General features: G+C 44.8%; 14 protein-coding genes and 2 pseudogenes. 4 read left to right on the top strand and 12 right to left on the bottom strand.

Features of this window, described 5'->3' with window-relative positions; all coding sequences use genetic code 11:
- Positions 1-68: 68 nt before the first annotated feature.
- A complete protein-coding gene (locus tag ACFOMG_RS02665) occupies positions 69-1,040 on the bottom strand; it encodes an alpha/beta fold hydrolase (protein WP_376864612.1) in 972 nt (323 codons plus the stop codon).
- 72 nt (positions 1,041-1,112) lie between these two features.
- Positions 1,113-1,631 (bottom strand): tRNA adenosine(34) deaminase TadA, encoded by a 519-nt coding sequence (tadA, locus tag ACFOMG_RS02660; protein ID WP_376864610.1) that lies wholly within the window; start codon positions 1,629-1,631, stop codon positions 1,113-1,115.
- Positions 1,632-1,702: 71 nt separating this feature from the next.
- On the opposite strand from tadA, the gene ACFOMG_RS02655 reads away from it, so the two are divergent.
- Together ACFOMG_RS02655 and ACFOMG_RS02650 are read left to right on the top strand one after the other, a co-directional pair.
- Positions 1,703-2,098, top strand: a complete 396-nt coding sequence (locus ACFOMG_RS02655; RefSeq protein WP_376864608.1) for an acyl-CoA thioesterase — start codon at positions 1,703-1,705, stop codon at positions 2,096-2,098.
- A 39-nt stretch (positions 2,099-2,137) separates the two neighbouring features.
- Positions 2,138-2,686, top strand: coding sequence for an LOG family protein (locus tag ACFOMG_RS02650; protein ID WP_376864606.1), 549 nt, complete (start codon positions 2,138-2,140; stop codon positions 2,684-2,686).
- Positions 2,687-2,740: 54 nt separating this feature from the next.
- On the opposite strand, the gene ACFOMG_RS02645 is transcribed toward ACFOMG_RS02650, so the two are convergent.
- Both ACFOMG_RS02645 and ACFOMG_RS02640 read right to left on the bottom strand, forming a co-directional pair.
- A complete protein-coding gene (locus ACFOMG_RS02645; RefSeq protein ID WP_376864604.1) occupies positions 2,741-4,303 on the bottom strand; it encodes a cation:proton antiporter domain-containing protein in 1,563 nt (520 codons plus the stop codon).
- Between the two features lie 148 nt (positions 4,304-4,451).
- Positions 4,452-4,817: pseudogene (locus ACFOMG_RS02640) on the bottom strand (NAD(P)H-dependent oxidoreductase); the annotation flags it as partial.
- 462 nt (positions 4,818-5,279) lie between these two features.
- On the opposite strand from ACFOMG_RS02640, the gene ACFOMG_RS02635 reads away from it, so the two are divergent.
- A complete protein-coding gene (locus ACFOMG_RS02635; RefSeq protein WP_376864603.1) occupies positions 5,280-7,535 on the top strand; it encodes a DNA methyltransferase in 2,256 nt (751 codons plus the stop codon).
- Here the strand turns inward: ACFOMG_RS02635 and ACFOMG_RS02630 are convergent.
- Positions 7,528-8,693, bottom strand: a protein-coding gene (locus ACFOMG_RS02630; protein ID WP_376864602.1) for an IS3 family transposase whose coding sequence is annotated in 2 segments (ribosomal slippage) — positions 7,528-8,435 and positions 8,435-8,693 — 1,167 coding nt in all. Because the reading frame shifts where the segments join, the coding sequence is not laid out codon by codon here. The genes ACFOMG_RS02635 and ACFOMG_RS02630 overlap by 8 nt on opposite strands.
- 374 nt (positions 8,694-9,067) lie before the next feature.
- Here ACFOMG_RS02630 and ACFOMG_RS02625 point away from each other — a divergent pair.
- Positions 9,068-9,274 (top strand): helix-turn-helix domain-containing protein, encoded by a 207-nt coding sequence (locus tag ACFOMG_RS02625; RefSeq protein ID WP_376864600.1) that lies wholly within the window; start codon positions 9,068-9,070, stop codon positions 9,272-9,274.
- A gap of 22 nt (positions 9,275-9,296) precedes the next feature.
- On the opposite strand, the gene ACFOMG_RS02620 is transcribed toward ACFOMG_RS02625, so the two are convergent.
- From ACFOMG_RS02620 to arsB, 7 genes and pseudogenes are all read right to left on the bottom strand, one after another.
- Positions 9,297-9,614: a flavodoxin family protein gene (locus ACFOMG_RS02620; protein ID WP_376864799.1), complete on the bottom strand. Its 318-nt coding sequence runs from the start codon at positions 9,612-9,614 to the stop codon at positions 9,297-9,299.
- A gap of 156 nt (positions 9,615-9,770) precedes the next feature.
- Complete coding sequence (locus tag ACFOMG_RS02615; protein WP_376864598.1) at positions 9,771-10,283, bottom strand: hypothetical protein; 513 nt, start codon at positions 10,281-10,283, stop codon at positions 9,771-9,773.
- The gene (locus tag ACFOMG_RS02610) at positions 10,273-12,864 is read right to left on the bottom strand and encodes a hypothetical protein (RefSeq protein ID WP_376864597.1); all 2,592 of its coding nucleotides are present in this window, start codon (positions 12,862-12,864) and stop codon (positions 10,273-10,275) included. The genes ACFOMG_RS02615 and ACFOMG_RS02610 overlap by 11 nt, the downstream gene beginning before the upstream one ends.
- Positions 12,861-14,930, bottom strand: a complete 2,070-nt coding sequence (locus ACFOMG_RS02605; protein WP_376864595.1) for a hypothetical protein — start codon at positions 14,928-14,930, stop codon at positions 12,861-12,863. The genes ACFOMG_RS02610 and ACFOMG_RS02605 overlap by 4 nt, the downstream gene beginning before the upstream one ends.
- Positions 14,930-15,988 carry a tyrosine-type recombinase/integrase gene (locus ACFOMG_RS02600; RefSeq protein ID WP_376864798.1) on the bottom strand — a complete coding sequence of 353 codons (1,059 nt, stop codon included), beginning with the start codon at positions 15,986-15,988 and terminating at the stop codon, positions 14,930-14,932. Before ACFOMG_RS02600 ends, ACFOMG_RS02605 begins: the two co-directional genes overlap by 1 nt.
- Positions 15,989-16,197: 209 nt before the next feature.
- Positions 16,198-16,563 (bottom strand): annotated as a pseudogene (locus ACFOMG_RS02595) (NAD(P)H-dependent oxidoreductase); the annotation flags it as partial.
- Positions 16,564-16,750: 187 nt separating this feature from the next.
- A complete protein-coding gene (gene arsB, locus ACFOMG_RS02590) occupies positions 16,751-17,773 on the bottom strand; it encodes an ACR3 family arsenite efflux transporter (RefSeq protein ID WP_376864593.1) in 1,023 nt (340 codons plus the stop codon).
- Positions 17,774-17,775 lie beyond the last annotated feature (2 nt).

The raw sequence follows: 17,775 nt of genomic DNA, 5'->3' as shown, positions 1-17,775 counted from the left end.
TGTTTGCAACAGCGCTTATCGGGAGTTTTTTGCAGGCTCTGGGGCAACCCAGAGCCTTTTTTTGTGCCTTATTGCTGAGCCAGTGCGGCTGCCGGCAATCCGGCAAGAAACTCACGTACCAGAGCAGCACTGTCGTCCGGGGCTTCCAGCATCGGTGCATGACCTAATTGCGGGAAAATAAAACTGCGGCTGTCGGGCAGGTATTGCTCAAACACGGCAACACTGGATACATCCAGCGCGCGGTCTTTTTCGCCCCATAAAATCAGTACCGGCTGGTGAATCTGCTGCAACATTTTCAGGTTGTCATCGTTCTGTTTAGCCACTTCGGCAGCTGCATGAATATCGGCAAAGATTTTTTTGTTAATATCGTTACGCGCCATGGCTCGCCGGGCCAGCACGTTTTTCGCCGGCCAGGGCAAAAACGGTTGTTTTGCCATGGCAAATTCGCTCAGCGCTGTAAAATCTTCCAGGCTTTCCACGATCAACGGATTTTTACCGCCACGGTCGAGTATTTCCTGCAGTTCGGATTTATGTGGCGGATACACCCCGGCGGCATCAATTAAGGTAATGGAGCGCACCGTGTCGCTGTTCTGGTGGCTGTACATCAACGCAATGCCACCGCCCATAGAGTTGCCAACGATATTCACGGCACTCAGCTGCAGCGCCTCAACAAAGTCATGCAGCCACTGCGCCTGCTGAGCAAAATCGTAAGTTAACCGGGGGTTATAGCTGGTTTCACCGTGTCCGGGTAAATCCGGAGCAATGACCCGGTAATCGTCAAAATGGCGGGCAAAACGTAACCAGTTATCTTTATCCACAGCAAAGCCATGCAACATCAGTATCACCGGTTTATCCGCCGACTGTGGCGCGGAATCCAGATAACTCCAGTGGTGTTGCGCCACCTGAATATGACGTAACTGCAGGCCGGATAACGAGCGCTCGGCCTCCAGGCCAAGATCAAATATCTGTTCCTGCACATCGGCACAGGCGGTTAATGACAATACACTGCTGAGCAGCAGTAAACGGACCAAGGTCAACATAGCGATTTTCCTGAGAATGTTTTTGTTTTTATTATTTAAGTCTTTATTGCGCGGCAAGCTGCCACTACGGCGTTATTGCGGCGGCGGAGTGTTTTGTTTCAGCCGCTTTTTTGCTGCCCGCCGCTGAGCAAAAAACTCAGACATAATAGCCGAGCATGACTCCGCCAACACCCCACCCCGGCGCTCGATGGTGTGGTTTAAAAACGGCTGATCGAGCAACTGAATGGCACTTTCCACCGCACCGGCTTTGGGCTCCGTTGTACCGTACACCAGCCGCTGAATACGGCTGTGCACCAATAACCCGGAACACATACTACAGGGCTCCACCGTTACGTACAGGGTCGCTCCGCTTAAGCGATAATTACCGATGGTTTTTGCCGCATCGCGCAGGGCCACCATCTCAGCGTGGGCACTGGGGTCGAGCGAGGTAATCGGTTGATTGTAACCGCGGCCGATCACCTCACCATCCAGCACCACCACCGCTCCGACCGGCACTTCACCGGCAGCAAACGCCAGCTGCGCCTGCGCTAATGCCTGCTGCATAAAAAGATGGTCGTCATCGTTGCCGGATAAGTGTGTTTCAAGCGCCAAAATGTGTGCCTGTCGTCAGAACAAAAAGGCGATGATAAACTGCCTCGCGGTCATTAAGGAACCCTGCTGTTATGTGGACATTAAAAGTACAACCGCGTTTTAACGAAACCGATGCTCTGGGGCACATCAATAACACCACGCTGCCGGTGTGGTTTGAACAGGCCCGCACTCCGATTTTCCGCTATTTCACCCCAGACTTGGACCCGAATGACTGGCATCTGATTATCGCTAAAATTGATGTTGAGTTTCTGGCTGAACTGTATCTGCAACACGAAGTGGAAATCCGCACCTATTTCAGCAAAATCGGCAACTCTTCCATGACCATTGTTCATGAAGCCTGGCAACAAGGACAACTGTGTGCCAAAGGGCACGCTGTGATGGTACATTTTGACCACGAGAATAAAGGCTCAAAGCCGATTCCGGAAGCGATTAAAAGCGAATTACTAAAGCACCTGATTGAAGGTTAAACCGGCGTCCTGGAATAAACACATCACGGGAGAAAAATAATGACCGAACAAACGGTTAAACGGGTAGCCATCTACTGCGGCGCCAAAAGCGGTGACAATCCACTGTTTGCTCAGGGTGCCGCACAGCTGGCGGCCTGGCTGGCACAACAGGGGATTGGCATTGTTTATGGGGGCGGCCACACCGGTTTGATGGGCATCATTGCCGATGCGGCGCTGGCGCATCAGGGCGAAGTGATTGGTGTGATCCCCGATACCCTGTATCAGCGTGAAGTCGGCCACTGCGGATTAACCCGGCTGGAACACGTTGACAGCATGCACCAGCGCAAAGCCCGCATGGCGGAACTGGCGGATGCGTTTATCGCCCTGCCCGGCGGTATTGGCACGCTCGATGAACTGGTGGAAATCTGGTGCTGGGCCGGCCTGGGTGATCATAACAAACCGATTCTGTGTTATGACATCGAAAACTTCTGGCAACCGTTTTTTGATTTATTAACCCATGTTGAAGCAACCGGCTTTGCTCACCACCAGAAGCCCATGTTACGGGTGCACAACCTGGATGAATTAGCGGCGCTGTTTGCCCTGAAATAATACTTCTTTGGATGCTCATCGGCGCCATACAGCTGTTTATGGCGCCGTTCGGATTCAGTCAGCCAGTAACAAATGACGGCTTTCCGCGGCAAACCCCGAGCCGGCTTCCGAATAAAAGTTAAACACCACATCGACCCCCAGCTCCAGCAATGCGTCACGCTCGTCGTCGTAACGGGCCACCGCGGCTACTTTGCCCTGATAACCGGCCAGGCTGAGCATATCCATGGCGCCGAGAATTTCCTGCTGCGCCGGCAGCGCCAGCATCACCAGGCGAATATTCTGAGTACATACCCGTTGCCAGAATTCCATATCGTCGGCATCGCCCAGCACCACACTTAAGCCTTCGGCCTTCAGTTTAGCGACCCGCTCAGGATCAGACTCGATACCCCAGACTTTATCGCCGTAGTCCGGCCGCAACGTCTGGTAGGCGCCTTTACCCACCCGGCCCATGCCCAGTACCAGCACTTCAGCACCCCGCGGGGTTTCAAACTGCTGGTGAGCTCCGGCACGTTCATAACGGTTAATTTTTTCCTTGTGCAAAGCATAATAATGGTGAGCTTTACGATAGGCGAAGGTGCTGATAATAAACGACAGCGACATTACCAGCGCAATAATCACCAGCCAGTCCTGCGACATCCAGCCTTTTTCCACACTCAGGTGCGCCACGATCAGACCAAATTCACTGAAGTTTGTCAGTGCCAGTGCGGCCAGATAAGACGATCGCCCCGATACCCGGAACATCAGCAGCAAGGCAAAAAACAGCACAAACTTAGCCACCAGCAACAGGGTAATAATCACGGCGGTTAACGCCATATCCAGCGTTGGTAATGCGGTAAAACCAATCGACAGGAAAAAGCCGATCAGGAACAGATCTTTAAAACCCATTAACGCTTTATACAGCTCCGAGGCTTTTTCGTGGGAGGCCAATAAAATCCCCAGTAATAATGCCCCCAGATCGCCTTTCATATCGACCAGATAAAATAATTCCGCTCCTCCGAGAGCCAGGAAAAAGCCTAACAATGGCAACAACTCACCGTGCCCGGCACGGTTCAGCAACATCCCCAGCAGCGGCTTCACCAGCCACAGGCCGAATAATGCCAGCGCCCATTCAGACGGCATTTTTCCGGTTGAAGCCACCAGAAAAACCACCGCCACAATATCCTGAATAATCAGCACGCCCAGGGCAATTTTACCGTGCCGGGTTTTCAGCTCAGAGGCTTCTTCCAGCATTTTCACCACACATACGGTGGAGGAAAAACTCAGCGCAAAACCAATCAGCGCCTGGGTATGAAACGGTACCGCAAAATAGTGGCTCAGCCCCAGCCAGCCGGCCAGCATCAATACCGACAACATAAGTCCGATCCACAACCCGGTGTGCACAGTGGCAGATGCCCACACCTCGGGTTTTAACAAGGCTTTGACATTCAGCTTCAGGCCAATGGTAAATAACATCAGCGTGACCCCCATGTCCGCCAGCGTATCCAGGCTGTCGGCCGGTTGAACTCCGGCGGCATGTAAACCAAAACCAGCCGCCAGAAACCCCACCAGCGGTGGCATGCCCAGCTGCTTGACCACAAAACCACACAAAAAAGCGACCAGAATCCAGATAAAATCCATAGCGAAACTATTTTACTTAAACCATATCGACGTCAAAGAGGCCTAATAGTAGCCCAGAGGACGGCGTAACGGCAGCGTTAAAGTCAGCAGATTGGTTTTTGTTTCGCCTGGCTTGATGCAGCTCATCGAACCCCTGAGTAGAGGCATTTTACAGGTCGCGCTGATTCACCCGGGCCATTAATTCTTCTGCACTTTCTTTACGCTCGGAATAACGATCCACCAGATAATCACTGCGGTCGCGCACCAGATAGGTGAACTTCATCAGCTCTTCCAGCACATCCACAATGCGGTCGTAATAACCGGATGGTTTCATGCGGTTGTTGTCGTCAAATTCCGCCCAGGCCTTAGCCACCGACGACTGATTCGGGATAGTTAACATACGCATCCAGCGCCCTAATACCCGTAATTGATTCACCACATTAAACGACTGCGAGCCACCACACACCTGCATCACAGCCAGGGTTTTGCCCTGGGTCGGACGCACCGCACCCAGCGCTAACGGTATCCAGTCAATCGAAGTTTATACGAATATGAAATAAGAGTAATTTGTTGCTAGTTTGCTTTAAGTTCTTGATATATATGGGAAGTAACCTCTATTGAGGCAACAAATTTCTGGCAACAAAATTCTCGGCATCCATTTTGATGCGTGGGCTGCATGAAGCTGCTTTGAAAAATGGATTTTCTAGTTCATCCAAGTGCTTCGCATCGCCGATTATCTGAACATTAACATGTATATGATTAAGACAGAGGTGTTTGATTTTTAATCAGGGTTGGTGTTTGTTCTTTCAGGTTCAGGAATATCAGAGGTATGCCTGATTCATTTGTCTATTGATATATGACACTTCAAGTTGTTCCAGCTTCGCCTCGGGTGTAGTATTCCAGCCCTATACCAGTCCTTTATGGTGAGTTGTCGCTAGTTTAATCAGGTTTTTGCTCTCCTCACCACCTTAAGATTCGAAATGGATATTAGATCTGAATGAATATCGCTCAAATTGAAGAAAATGTTAAAGCATTACTCTCAAGCCTAAATACAGGCGAAGTTACGCAAGATGACTTCATATATGAACTCCTATTAGCTTATGGCCACCGAAAGCAGTCTGTAACTAGGCTGAGGTCCGGCGAGCGAAACCTTGCTTCCAAGGATAATGACCCCTATCACGATACAGCCATCTGGAAGCGTCATCTCTATTACAAGCATGTGGAAGGTGATGCATTACATGCTGAGATTGACCAGATGCGTAAGGAGAAGCTGGTAACTACTAACAAGATCCGCTTTGTCATCGTTACCAACTTCGATCAGTTGCTGGCGGTAGATACCAAAACATCGGATTCTCTTGATATCAATCTGGATGAGCTAGCGAAGCAGTTTGATTTCTTCCTACCATGGGCTGGTATGGAAAAGGCCGTCTATCAGGGAGAGAACCCTGCTGATGTTAAGGCGGCAGAGAAAATGGCCAAGCTGTTTGATTTGATCAAGGGTGATAACTTTGATGAGTCAAATGGGGACGACACTGATGCACTGCATAACCTTAATGTCTTTCTAACTCGCCTGCTGTTTTGCTTCTTTGCTGAAGATACCGAGATATTCGATGATAACCAGTTCAGCTTGGCAATTAAGTCTCATACCAAAAACGATGGTAGCGATCTATCCAGCTATTTGAATCGCCTATTTACGGTGTTGAATACTGCTGATAGTGACCGAGATGAGTTACCTGATTATCTGGCCAACTTTCCTTATGTGAATGGCGGCCTGTTTGCTGATGATATTCCATCACCAACATTTTCCGCTAAATCCCGCCGCATGCTGATTGAGTGTGGTAGTGAGCTGGACTGGTCTGATATTAATCCTGATATTTTCGGCTCCATGATTCAGGCTGTAGTGCACCCTGATCAGCGTGGTGGTATGGGTATGCACTATACCTCTGTCACCAATATTATGAAGGTGATTGAGCCACTGTTTCTAAATGAACTCTATGAAGAGCTCGAAAAGGTTGAGAACAGTGCGACCAAGTTGCAAAAGCTGCAACAGCGTTTAGGTGATATTAAGGTTTTCGATCCCGCCTGCGGCTCCGGTAACTTCCTGATTATTTCTTATAAAGAATTGCGTAAGTTGGAAATGGAGGTGTTAAAGCGACTACAAGAGCTTGAACTTGAAAAGACGGGGCAGATTTCTCAACCATTTTCCGTAATTAAACTGTCTCAGTTCTATGGCATAGAGCTTGATGACTTTGCACATGAAGTTGCTATCTTGTCGCTTTGGCTTGCCGAACATCAAATGAATTTGGAGTTTAAGTCAGAATTTGGTGAGGCTATCCCTAATTTGCCTTTAAAAAGCGGCGGCAATGTAATTCAGGGTAATGCTATAAGAAAAGACTGGATAGAGGTGTGCAGACCCGAAGGCGAGGTATACGTGATTGGTAATCCTCCGTACGCTGGTGCTAGTCAGTGCAACAGTGAACAGAAAGAGGATATTAAATCACTTTGTGAAGGAAGAAAGGTAACAAAAAATTTAAATTATGTTGGCTGCTGGTTTCTGGTTGCGGCTAAGTATATAGCACATGGTTCAGCTAAAGTTGCATTTGTATCTACTGATTCAATTACGCAAGGTTCACAAGTAGAAATGCTGTGGCCCCATATATTTGGACAGGGTGTTGAGATTAGATTCGCGCATACTTCTTTTTGGTGGAAAAACAATGCAAAAGCAAAAGCCAGAATCATGTGTGTCATTATCGGTCTAGGTAAGGTAAGTGATTTCAAGAAACACATCTACACAAATGATCGATCTATTGAAGTTAAAAATATCAATTCGTACTTGCTTGCCGGTGAGAGTCTGATTGTAAAGAGTAGGTCGAAAAGCATATCTGGATTGTCAAAACTTGTCAGGGGAAGTATTCCAACTGATGGAGGTGGGTTGATATTAGACCTGGAAGAAAAGAATAGGCTGTTGGAAGAGTCTGAAGTTTCAAGAAAGTTTATTAAGCGGTATGTAGGCTCAAATGAATTTATTCATGGGGTGGAAAGGTATTGCCTATGGATCGAGGATGAAGATCTGAAGCTTGCGCTTAGTATCCCTTTTATTAAAAAACGGCTTGAAATTGTAAAAGAAATGCGACTGAAAAGCGGAAAATCTAACACAAATTTGTTAGCAGAAACACCGCATAGGTTTGAGCATGCAATAGGGTACGGTAAGCCGTCATTAATTGTTCCAAGGATATCTGTAGTGGTCAACTAATACCGGACACAGTTTTAAGTTTTTCTTCTGCTGCCTGAGGGCTGATTCCACCATGCAGCTGATGTGGCCGTCTTTGGTTGTAATAGCCCATCAAGTAACTCCCAATATCCATTTTCGCTTCTGCCAATGAGCGGTACCCAAGGTCAGGAATCCATTCCGTTTTTAGGCTCCTGAATAATCGCTCCATCGGTGCATTGTCCCAGCAATTACCTCTGCGACTCATGCTTTGAACCATCTTGTATCGCCACAGCCGTTGGCGAAATTTCAGGCTCATATACTGACTCCCCTGATCTGAGTGAAACATGACACCAGAAGGCTTTCCTCGCCGATTCCATGCTTCATCAAGAGCTTTTATCACCAGCTCTTTATCGGCTTTTTCTGACATTGCCCAGCCAACGACACGGCGAGCGTATAAGTCCATGACGACGGCCAGATACGCCCAGCGATGGCCCGTCCAGATGTAAGTAATGTCACCGCACCATACTTTGTTTGGCGTAGCTACCTCAAACTGGCGATTCAGCCTGTTAGAAATTTCAATGTGCTCAACGGAGGCCCGCTTGTACTTGTGCGGACCTGGTTGTTTGCAAATCAGTCCTGATTCCTTCATCAGGCGACGGATAAGATATCGGCCTGCGTTTACACCTTCATCCGCCAATATACTCCGGATACCGCGGCTACCAATGCTCGATCTGGCCTCCGTAAATATTCGATTTACCAGTGCTTTGAGTTTTACTCGCTGAACATTGATTTTCTTTTTCCGACTTCGGTAATCGTAGTAACTGGAACGTTCCACTCCGAAAGCCTGACAGACCAGTTCTACCGTATCGCACTCTCTCAAACGGTCTATCAGCGCATATTTTTGAATTCGTCTGACATTAAGAGAGCGGTAGCCTTTTTTAAAATTCGCTTTTCATCTTCGAGCCGTTTAACTCTGGCTTCAAGCTCCTGAATCCTTTGCTGGTCAGGAGTTAAAGCTTTCGCCTTCGGAGTTGTACCATCCCGCTCTTGCTTTAATTGCTCAACCCAGCGTCTCAGGGCAGTTTCACCAACATCCAGCGATCGACTGGCTTCTGGTATTGAATACCCCTGATCAAGCACCAGGCATGCAGCCTCAAGCTTGAACTCTGGAGTGAATGATCGACGTTGTCTTTTTGTCATTGAACACCTCTTTGATGGTAAGGTTACCACCTATCTGGGTGTCCGGGATTATTGAACCACTACAGATGTTAGAGCCATTGCCATAGTTGCGACGATAATCTGGGATATTCTCATTAATCCTCCATGATAGGTTGAATAGTATTTAAGGTTCTTCCCATGAAAGGGAATCTGGGTCTTGTTGTTCGGTTATTGAACTCTTGGTCCGACCATGCTGCTTTTGTCCTAAGTGGAATCTTGACTTAAATGAGAGCGTTTCCCATTAATTCTATGTGGACGAACGAGGTTATCCTCGGGCATTCAAAATACGGATTATAGTCCGTGGTTGATTAATCCGCAACGCTGGATAGTTAGGCCTTCAAATACAAGAGGCCAACATGCAAGATCTGGCAAAAAAGATAGGAGCGAATATCAGAAAAGCCCGCAAGGAGAAGAATATCTCTCAGGACGGTCTTGCGCTTCTTTGTGGCCTGGATCGAAGCTATATGGGGCGGATTGAACGTGGGGAAGTGAACCTCACTGTAGAGAAGCTTTATCTCATAGCGAAGCCTTTGGGGTGTCGAGCAGCTAGCTTGCTTCCATAAGATTCGCAGGTAGCGTCAGGGCTTAAATAATCCCATAGTCCAAGCTTGCTGCGACGGTCAGGCCTAGCTCTTCGCATTGTGTGATGAAATTCGGGTCAAAACTACCCTTGCATATTAGGGGCTCCTGAATGACCTTCCAGCGAAGGCCTGTAGCTATGCTTTTTAAGGCTCTGAGTGTCCCTGTTCCGTCATGGCCCGCACGTATATAAAATGCAACAGGAAGGCCTTCAGTATGTTCAATACATTGATAGTAGCACCTATCAAACAGGTCCTTTGTTAGTCCTGCCATATATCCAAGATTCTCAGTTGTACCCAGTATAATGGCGTCTGAGTCGTTTATATCCTCTAGTTGTACATCTTGAGGGGAAAGTGCTCAGGTAGTGATGTTTGTGAAGTCAGGGTTTGATGCTCCGTTTATGACAGCTTCTAGCATCTCCTTTGTATTGGGAGATGGAGCGTGAGCTATTACCAATAACGTCTTCTTCATGAGGTGCCTTTAGTCAATCCCTAATCTCTTCTTGATGGGCAGAGGTAGCTGATCAAATGTACGGTGCACTAGCTCCTCTGTTTTTTGAGCTTGGAGAGTAGATAGTTGCTTTCGGAGCTCGGTATTTGCCTTAACTAGTTCTTCTTTGCTGCTTCTGATTGATCCACGAGAAGGCTTATTTTTAGCCTGTTTTAGCTTATTTTCTTTTTCCTTGGTGAGGAAAGTGTTTGTCTCGTCCAAATACTGCCTGAATTTTGAGGAAAATGAGGATGTGTTCATAAGAGATGAGCGATTGATTTTTAGATGTGAAGCAATGTCAGATCCTTTTATTTGGTAATGCTTCTTAACTAGATAGTCGCTTACTTTATGATGGCGTTTTATATACCGAATTTTCTCAAGCTTTAGCTCCTCTACATACACCCAGGCTGCATAGCTTGCGTTCTTCTTTGATACCCAGGTTGGAGCGGGAGCGTCTGCTGGGGCTGTCTCCTTGGCTTTATCACTAAAATAGTTAAGAACCATTTTTGAGCTTCCTGTTTTTGTAGCACTCCATCGCTTCTTGTAGTTCTGAAAGTGCCTTATGACATGGATCTAGCATTTTGGTGTGTTGGTATACGTTCTTTACTAGTTTATATGAGGATTCCTGAAAGATTTCAGGAATATCTGGGTTATGTAAGGCTTCCACATGCTGAGAGGCATGAAATATTGACCAATCAATATTGTTAGTCTGCATCAAGTTGTGTGTACAGTTCAAGCATAAATCAGGAGAGGCATTGTAACGATGGGGTTCTCCGTCAATAGCGCACTGAGCTTTCGACTGACTGCGTTTTCGTAATAAGCAATATCCCCAAGGATTGGACTTGATAGAGATAATTTCAGTAGTTGCTAAATGCTCAGCTAGACTGGATTGCTCTTCTAAGCTGTGTATCGATGTTTTACGGCTCAATCTTCGTAGCCAGGTGTTCAATTGCCCAGAGTAGCCCTTTCCTTTTCGAAGTAAGTAGTTATTTACAAGGGAGCTCACTACCTTTTGTTGGACCTGCTGATGGTTCCATCGATTGTCTTTGTCGCGGATATAGCTCAACCACATGGTGGAAGATATGTGTTTAAATTGGCTGCGAATCATCCAGCCTGCATCTCCATCAAATCTTCTATATACAGCTTCAGCCCACATATGCCGGAATGCATGGGCACTTGGGTATATACAGCCGTCAACAAGCCGGCCGCTAACGTAATTTGAAGCGGTAGCACTTTTTAATTCCTTCTCTGATCTCGATTCGATCCAAACTTTTGTCTCTTCCGGCAAGTGCTGGTCCAATAGGTCAGTCCAGTCTTTTCTCAGTTCCCCAGTTTTGTATCTAATCAGCCAATTTTTTTTATCTCCTTTAGAATTCCTTAAGAAAAACTCTACGCGAGGGAGTTCAGTTCGCACTCTTTTTTTAGTGATTTCAAGGTGTGGATCAGCATATTCATCGTTTTTTGGGGATTGGGATTTAATTGAAGCCCTTGTGAAACCTTGATAATTGGTAACAAAATGAGGCCACATTCGGCGAACATGCTTTTGTATCGCTACTTGCGAGTTATGCGGATTTCTATTTGTAGGATTTGTTTCGTACACACAGGGAAGATCTTCACCAGAGTGATTCAGCTCAGTCATTCGATGCACTATCGTAATTATATTGAACGTGATTTCTCTATTTGATTTTGATTTTCCATTTGTCTTATATATGTACCAGTTTACATGGTATCTATACGGAAATGCATATCGATCTAGCTTATCCAGATTGTCAGATTGTACTGATGCAGAAATAGGGAAGCCAAATTCGCTCTTCCTCCACCCGGTTAGGGCAACTATAGAAGTGATTCCTGATGACTGAACAAGGTTTATAAGTTGTCTTGGATATGTACTATTAGAGTTAGTATGCTTTTTCTTCGATAGGCCATACGATAAGTATTCAGAGTCTGTTGGAAATTTATACTCCTTTTCATCTATTCTTTTCGATATTAGTTTTATGTGCCTTTTTATCTCTCTTATCGGGAATTTTGGTGGGTGATTCGCTAATTTTATTGTACCATCTTTGTTTGATAGGATTGTCCAGCAAATAACTTTTAGTCTATCATTATTCTCCTTAGTAGGCTCTATTTCTATTTCGTTTAATATTAAGTCGATATTTTTCTCATTTAATAGGTGGCTTTCTAATAGTGCGCGTTTGTAGTATTTGTTAAATCTTGTGATAGCTTCATTGTATATTTTCTTTGTAGATTCTTTAGGCCAGGATCCCCATATACTTTTAATTTCTTCTGGAAGGCATCCTCTCATTATTAGTGTGAGAGGTTGGCTGGTTGTGCTGGGTTTTAGATTTAGTGTCGATGCAATATCATTTGTATCTTTTATTACCTTGGATAAGGCAATAGCCAGCGCATAATTATTTTCGAAATATGTTAGGCAGTGTTCTATGTAGTAACGGCCATTATCAAGTGTTAGGAGGTCTAAAGATTTACCCGTAGCCCAATCGCTATATGTGAGTTGATTTTTTGTAATTGAAGGGATTGTTTTTTCTAGCGATTTTTGGAGTGTTGATTTGTTGATTCTGTGGGATATGAAATGGAGTTCATTGTCGATCATTGCCTGTTGTATCATTGTTAGGTTGGATCTGATAATGAAGGTGCTGTAGCTAACTATTTCTGGCTTTCTCTCAATTCTGCCATCGTTTAGTGTATGGGTTAGTAAGAAATTTAGTATGGATTCTATATTGTCAAGATTTATTTCTAAAGAATTAATTGTTGCAAGAGCTTCAAATACCAGTTTTATTCCAGTGCATCGCGTTACATAAGCATCAATTGCTGTTGTTGAACTGCTTATTTCTGATAGCCATATCAGCTTTGTTATTGCTGTTAAATCGTACCGTTTTGATATTGTTTTGTTTTTATGGCGCGCTGATATTGTTTTTATGTCGTCAAAGTTTATAGTGATTTCTTTGTCGTGGGTGTTTCTGAATTTCCAGGTGTTATCTGAAGTCTTTCCTTTTAGATACCCCGGTATGGACTCTAGGAGCGATTGATTGCTTTTAAGTGCCTTCTGGATAGTTTTTGGTTGAATCAAGTGCTGGTCTCCTTGATGTGTTCAAATAAATTTGGAAGTGAGTTTTTTAAACCTTTATATCTTTCTTTTGCTTTCCGTGAGGATTTTAGGCGAGATAAGATCCTGGTCATCCACTCAATATTTATAATTAGCGTTTTTTCTACCCAATCAGGTCTGATTCTGCACAGAGCTTCGAAGCTATCTTCTGCTTGCTTTAAATAATGTATTAGATATAACGCAGTATCTTCATTGTCTAGGACTATTATTTTGTCACTAGGGATGTGCTCTATACCAATTTTTGAAGTCTCTAATAACTCGAAGTTTTTATTGTTTGTTTCTTTAATGATTTTTGTTTTTAGCTCTAAGGAGTTGATGGACTTTATTATTTTTGGAATTGAAGGCGCGTATGCTGTGTTTTGTAGGTCGTTAATTACTAGTCTTGTAATTCTTCCTGATTGGTTTACCCAGTCTTTGTTTTGGTCTGTAATATATGATGCTTTTTCAGTTATCGAGGAATGCGAATTGTGATTAACCAAATCGGATTCTCTATACTTATCTGAATTGGCATGTACTGCGCTTGTTTTAATATGCGTGAGAGTGAATAGGCTTTTGGGTAGTGGCTTTTTTGCGTTTCTCTTGAATTCAGTAACGGTTGAACCTGAATTCATTTTCTGATATCTCGAGAAGCTCTCACTGGTGTTGTCAAATGCCAGCATTGTGTCAATAAAGAGAGTGCTGGCGTTATTTTTTTTTAATTCGGCTTCTAATGGTTTTCTGAAATCCTCTAGTCTCCATATTGCGTATAGAAATCCTACTACGGTTCTTCGGTCTTTAGTGTCTGGGAACTGTATGCTCTTTTGAAGATCTTTATTAAATAAATTAGATGAGTTGAGGCCTTCGATATATTTGTTTATTGCTCTTGACCAGCAGTCTTTTCCTTTATGTACTTCGGTTGTATGGTGGGTCCCTGACCTTCCTTTGAAGTATTGGCATTGTATGGCGATAAGGTTTCCATTTGAATTGAATTCCCGTGCAAAATTACCAACTTCTAGCTTCAGGATATCGCCTGCTTGAATTTTTTCGCAGGCAAGTAACCAGGCGCATAGAAGTTCTTCTACTTCTGAGTAGTTGTATTGGTTTTCTGGTGAGAATAATACTGGGCGCTTCCATGCTGGCTGTCGCGCTCCATGGACTTCTTTAGGGAGATTTTTTGTGCCATTTTTTGAAATGTGACTTTTAATCTTGCTTATAGAATGGTCATGAATAAGATCTAATAGCATTAATTTAACAAAGTTATTCTGAGGTTGGCCCTTCTTAAAAGATTTACCTGTGTGCGCAATTAGTTCTCTATTCCAGTCTATATACCAGTCTTGGGTTGTCGCTGTGAAGTAGATTGTACTGTAGCTGTTCCAGTGTGATCTTTGTTCTAATAACCATAAAAGCGTGGTTGCAATTGTGACTTTGAAACTGTTTATTAGTATCTTAGGGCTCTCTAGTTGTAAGTAACGCCTTTCAGTAATGTAAGGTATTATCCATGGAGTGTCGAACCAGTTTGATAGTGTGAATGATTTAGAAGGTGGGGATTTAGCTGGTTTAGAAATGTTTATTAATGTTTTAAGGTACTTTGAGTCCTCGGTAATTAGTCTTTTTGATGAAATTCCCTGGTTGATTATTTTTTTTAAATATTTGAGTTGACTTGTTTGTGTTTTCTTTATGTTGGTTTGATAAGATTCGAAGTCTTTCAAAATGTCGTATCTGTTAGCGATTTTGGTTTTATATTTTGTAGTATTTATCCAACTGATGAAGTTTCTGATTGTGTAATGGTATGTTTCTTGTGAGTGCATCGTGAGGCTTTCGAACCACTCTGAATTTACAGCTGTTTGCAAGGTCTCAAAAATTAACTTGTGGTGTTTATTTCTATTTTTCAACTCTACAATTACAGTTGTATTTGCCCTCGTTTTGAAAATGATTCTTTTTGCTTTGGTTTCAAGGCGCTCAGGCTTCGAAGGAAGTAATGAGTCGAAGCTCTGTTCCTTCTGCGTGGGTTTTGCTTTGGCCTTAGCTTGATTGGATGATGTTTGAGTCATCAGGATTCCTCTATCTCTAGCATTTGGAGACGCATACGAATATAGCGAGTTGTGACTGCAGGAGCCTGGCCATTCCTTGATATGGAATGGCCTAGTCTTTGAGCGACGACAATGAGAGCAGCGGATTCGGATCTGGTTTCTCTTCCTTCGTTGTTATCTAGTTCGGAGTGAAAGAGCTCTGTTGCAAAAGTATGGCGAAGGTCATGGTAGCTTTGTAACGGGTTTAGACCTGCTTCTTTTGAACGTCGGCTAAAGACTCGGGTTCCTTGTTCTGGACCAATACCCGTTCCCATGAACCTCTGGTCGGTTCTCAAGAAGAAACTGCCATCTCTGGTCTTTGCCTTCATAGATGCTTGATGTCTCTCGGTATAGAAATATCGTTTCATGTCTTCTAACAGCACGCTGTCCAGATAGATATATCGAGAGCGGCCATTTTTTGTGTATCGTCCTTCTAACTTGTACTTAAAGTGATTGATAGAGGCTGATTCAGGCGAATCTAGTTGATTAAATAGGGAAGTTAGGGAATTTACTCCTGATACACGTAATCCCATTAGTTCAGAGGTTCTTAGGCCTACTTCATAGCCTAATCGGATCATTAGTTTTTCTGCAAGAGTTTGACAGGAGTTCAATAGTTCTAGTCGCCAGTAGCGAGACACATATTGGATGTAAAATTGCTTAGAGCTGCGTTCAGCTATTGATTGACGGGTTTTCCTAAATATCCGTAGCTTGACCGTTGAGGCAATACCGATGCTTACAAGGAAGTTGAAATATGCCTGAAGTGCGGAAGCGTGTGTTTCTAAAGAGCTAACCGAGTCAAGTTGTGAAGATAGCTCGTGATTGAGGTAGTGATTGATGAACTTCTGGGAGCAAGTATTCGATGAGTGAAGGTTTGGAGTGTCATGCTTAATGTGGCAATACTCTAAGTAATTCAAGAACTTAGACAGGCAATACACATAAGATCGAGTTGTAGAGGGGGTAATATCTCGTTCTATCAGATAGCTCTGTTCTCTGCCATCTACATCATCTCTAAGCTCATGTACTGTGCCATATAAAACCATATGAGTCGTGTACAGTAATGGCAACAAGGGAAGTGATGAGTGCTGATCAAGGATAACCCAGAGAGGATCTAGATTATAACCATTGTATATAGTGCTTAACTTCTCAACTCTTGTGTACATCAGCCTACTCAGGTTATGCAATGTTTCTATTGCAATCAGAGTAAACTATATAGAAACAAATATTAAATATTAAATGTATATAAGGAAAACTGCGCTTTCATAATGCCGGTCATGGCACCATGACGTTCCGGCGAACACCACACCATGCCTTCGCTCCACTGCACCAGATCGCGTAATTCCTGAACCTTCTCATGTTCAGTATCGGCATCGTCCGGCAGTGGCAAACCCGATGGATTAAAGATGCGGGTTTCAGCGCCCATTTTTTCTAAAATACGGGCACTCTCTTCCACCACTAAACGTGAGAAAGACCGTTCCCGCAGCGATCCGTATAACAGCAGAATGCGCGGTTTATGGTCGCTGGCCGCCGCGGCAAATACCTTGTCCGGCGTCGGAATCTGAAAACATTCGTCCACCAGGTTGGCAGGCCCTGGTTGCTTTACATTTTGATCAGTCATAACAGTCACTTTAAATCATTCGGCATATCGTCAGCGGGAAGCCAGAGCGGCAATCCACAACCACACAGCTTTTTCTGTCGCACCCATCACAAGGCGCGTCCCTGCGCCTGTGATGGGCACGCAACATCCATGTTGCTGCTTTCGAAAAACTCTCTGGCTGTGAATTGCTAATGCAACATACCCGGTATTATTTGTACTCAAACCAGCCACGGGTACGATTGGCAAACCACACCAGCGATAACATCACCGGAACTTCCACCAGCACACCCACAACCGTCGCCAGCGCTGCACCTGAGTGCAGCCCAAACAGTGAAATAGCCACCGCCACCGCTAACTCAAAGAAATTACTGGTGCCGATCATACACGCCGGTGCCGCGATGTTATGCGCCAGCTTCATTTTCAGCGCAGCAAAATAAGCGATAAAGAAAATACCGTAGGTCTGAATCATCAGCGGAATAGCAATCAGCACAATATCCTGTGGCTTTTCAACAATGGTGGGCGCCTGCAAGCCAAACAGAATCACCACGGTGCTGATTAAGCCAATGATCGACCAGGGTTTTAACGTGCCGGTAAAGCTTTCAATGGCGTGTGCTTCGTGCTTACTTTCAAGTGCTTTGCGGGTTAATGCCCCCGCCACCAGCGGCAGTACGACATACAACACCACAGACAACAGCAAGGTTTCCCAGGGTACTTCAACATCACTGACACCGAGCAAAAATGCGGTGATCGGAGCAAAAGCAAAAATCATAATGATATCGTTCACCGACACCTGAACCAGGGTGTAGTTAGCATCACCTTTGGTCAGCTGACTCCAGACAAATACCATAGCGGTACAGGGCGCAACCCCCAGCAAAATCATACCGGCGATGTATTCACTGGCGGTTTGTGGATCAACCCAGTCGGCAAATAATCCATGAAAAAACAGCCAGCCGATGGCCGCCATAGAAAATGGCTTAATTAACCAGTTAACGATCAATGTCAGCGCCAGCCCTTGGGGCTTTTTGCCCACGTCTTTAATGGCTGAAAAATCGACCTGCACCATCATGGGGTAAATCATCAGCCAGATTAATACCGCCACCACCAGATTGACGTGAGCAAACTCGAAGGCAGCGACAGCCGCAAACAGCTCAGGCAATAATAATCCGGCGATCACACCGGCAATAATGCCGGCGGCAATCCACACCGATAAATAGCGTTCAAAAATACCCATAA

The organism is Bacterioplanoides pacificum (assembly GCF_042648445.1).
GTDB classification, from domain to species: Bacteria; Pseudomonadota; Gammaproteobacteria; order Pseudomonadales; family Oceanobacteraceae; genus Bacterioplanoides; species Bacterioplanoides pacificum.
This window is presented reverse-complemented; position numbering and strand designations above follow the sequence as displayed.

Coding starts and splice junctions, on each gene's coding strand:
- ACFOMG_RS02605 (WP_376864595.1), bottom strand. CDS start 14,930: ATGACTCAAACATCATCCAATCAAGCTAAGGCCAAAGCAAAACCCACG.
- ACFOMG_RS02600 (WP_376864798.1), bottom strand. CDS start 15,988: ATGGTTTTATATGGCACAGTACATGAGCTTAGAGATGATGTAGATGGC.
- ACFOMG_RS02655 (WP_376864608.1), top strand. CDS start 1,703: ATGTGGACATTAAAAGTACAACCGCGTTTTAACGAAACCGATGCTCTG.
- ACFOMG_RS02650 (WP_376864606.1), top strand. CDS start 2,138: ATGACCGAACAAACGGTTAAACGGGTAGCCATCTACTGCGGCGCCAAA.
- ACFOMG_RS02665 (WP_376864612.1), bottom strand. CDS start 1,040: ATGTTGACCTTGGTCCGTTTACTGCTGCTCAGCAGTGTATTGTCATTA.
- ACFOMG_RS02645 (WP_376864604.1), bottom strand. CDS start 4,303: ATGGATTTTATCTGGATTCTGGTCGCTTTTTTGTGTGGTTTTGTGGTC.
- ACFOMG_RS02635 (WP_376864603.1), top strand. CDS start 5,280: ATGAATATCGCTCAAATTGAAGAAAATGTTAAAGCATTACTCTCAAGC.
- ACFOMG_RS02615 (WP_376864598.1), bottom strand. CDS start 10,283: ATGGTTCTTAACTATTTTAGTGATAAAGCCAAGGAGACAGCCCCAGCA.
- ACFOMG_RS02625 (WP_376864600.1), top strand. CDS start 9,068: ATGCAAGATCTGGCAAAAAAGATAGGAGCGAATATCAGAAAAGCCCGC.
- arsB (WP_376864593.1), bottom strand. CDS start 17,773: ATGGGTATTTTTGAACGCTATTTATCGGTGTGGATTGCCGCCGGCATT.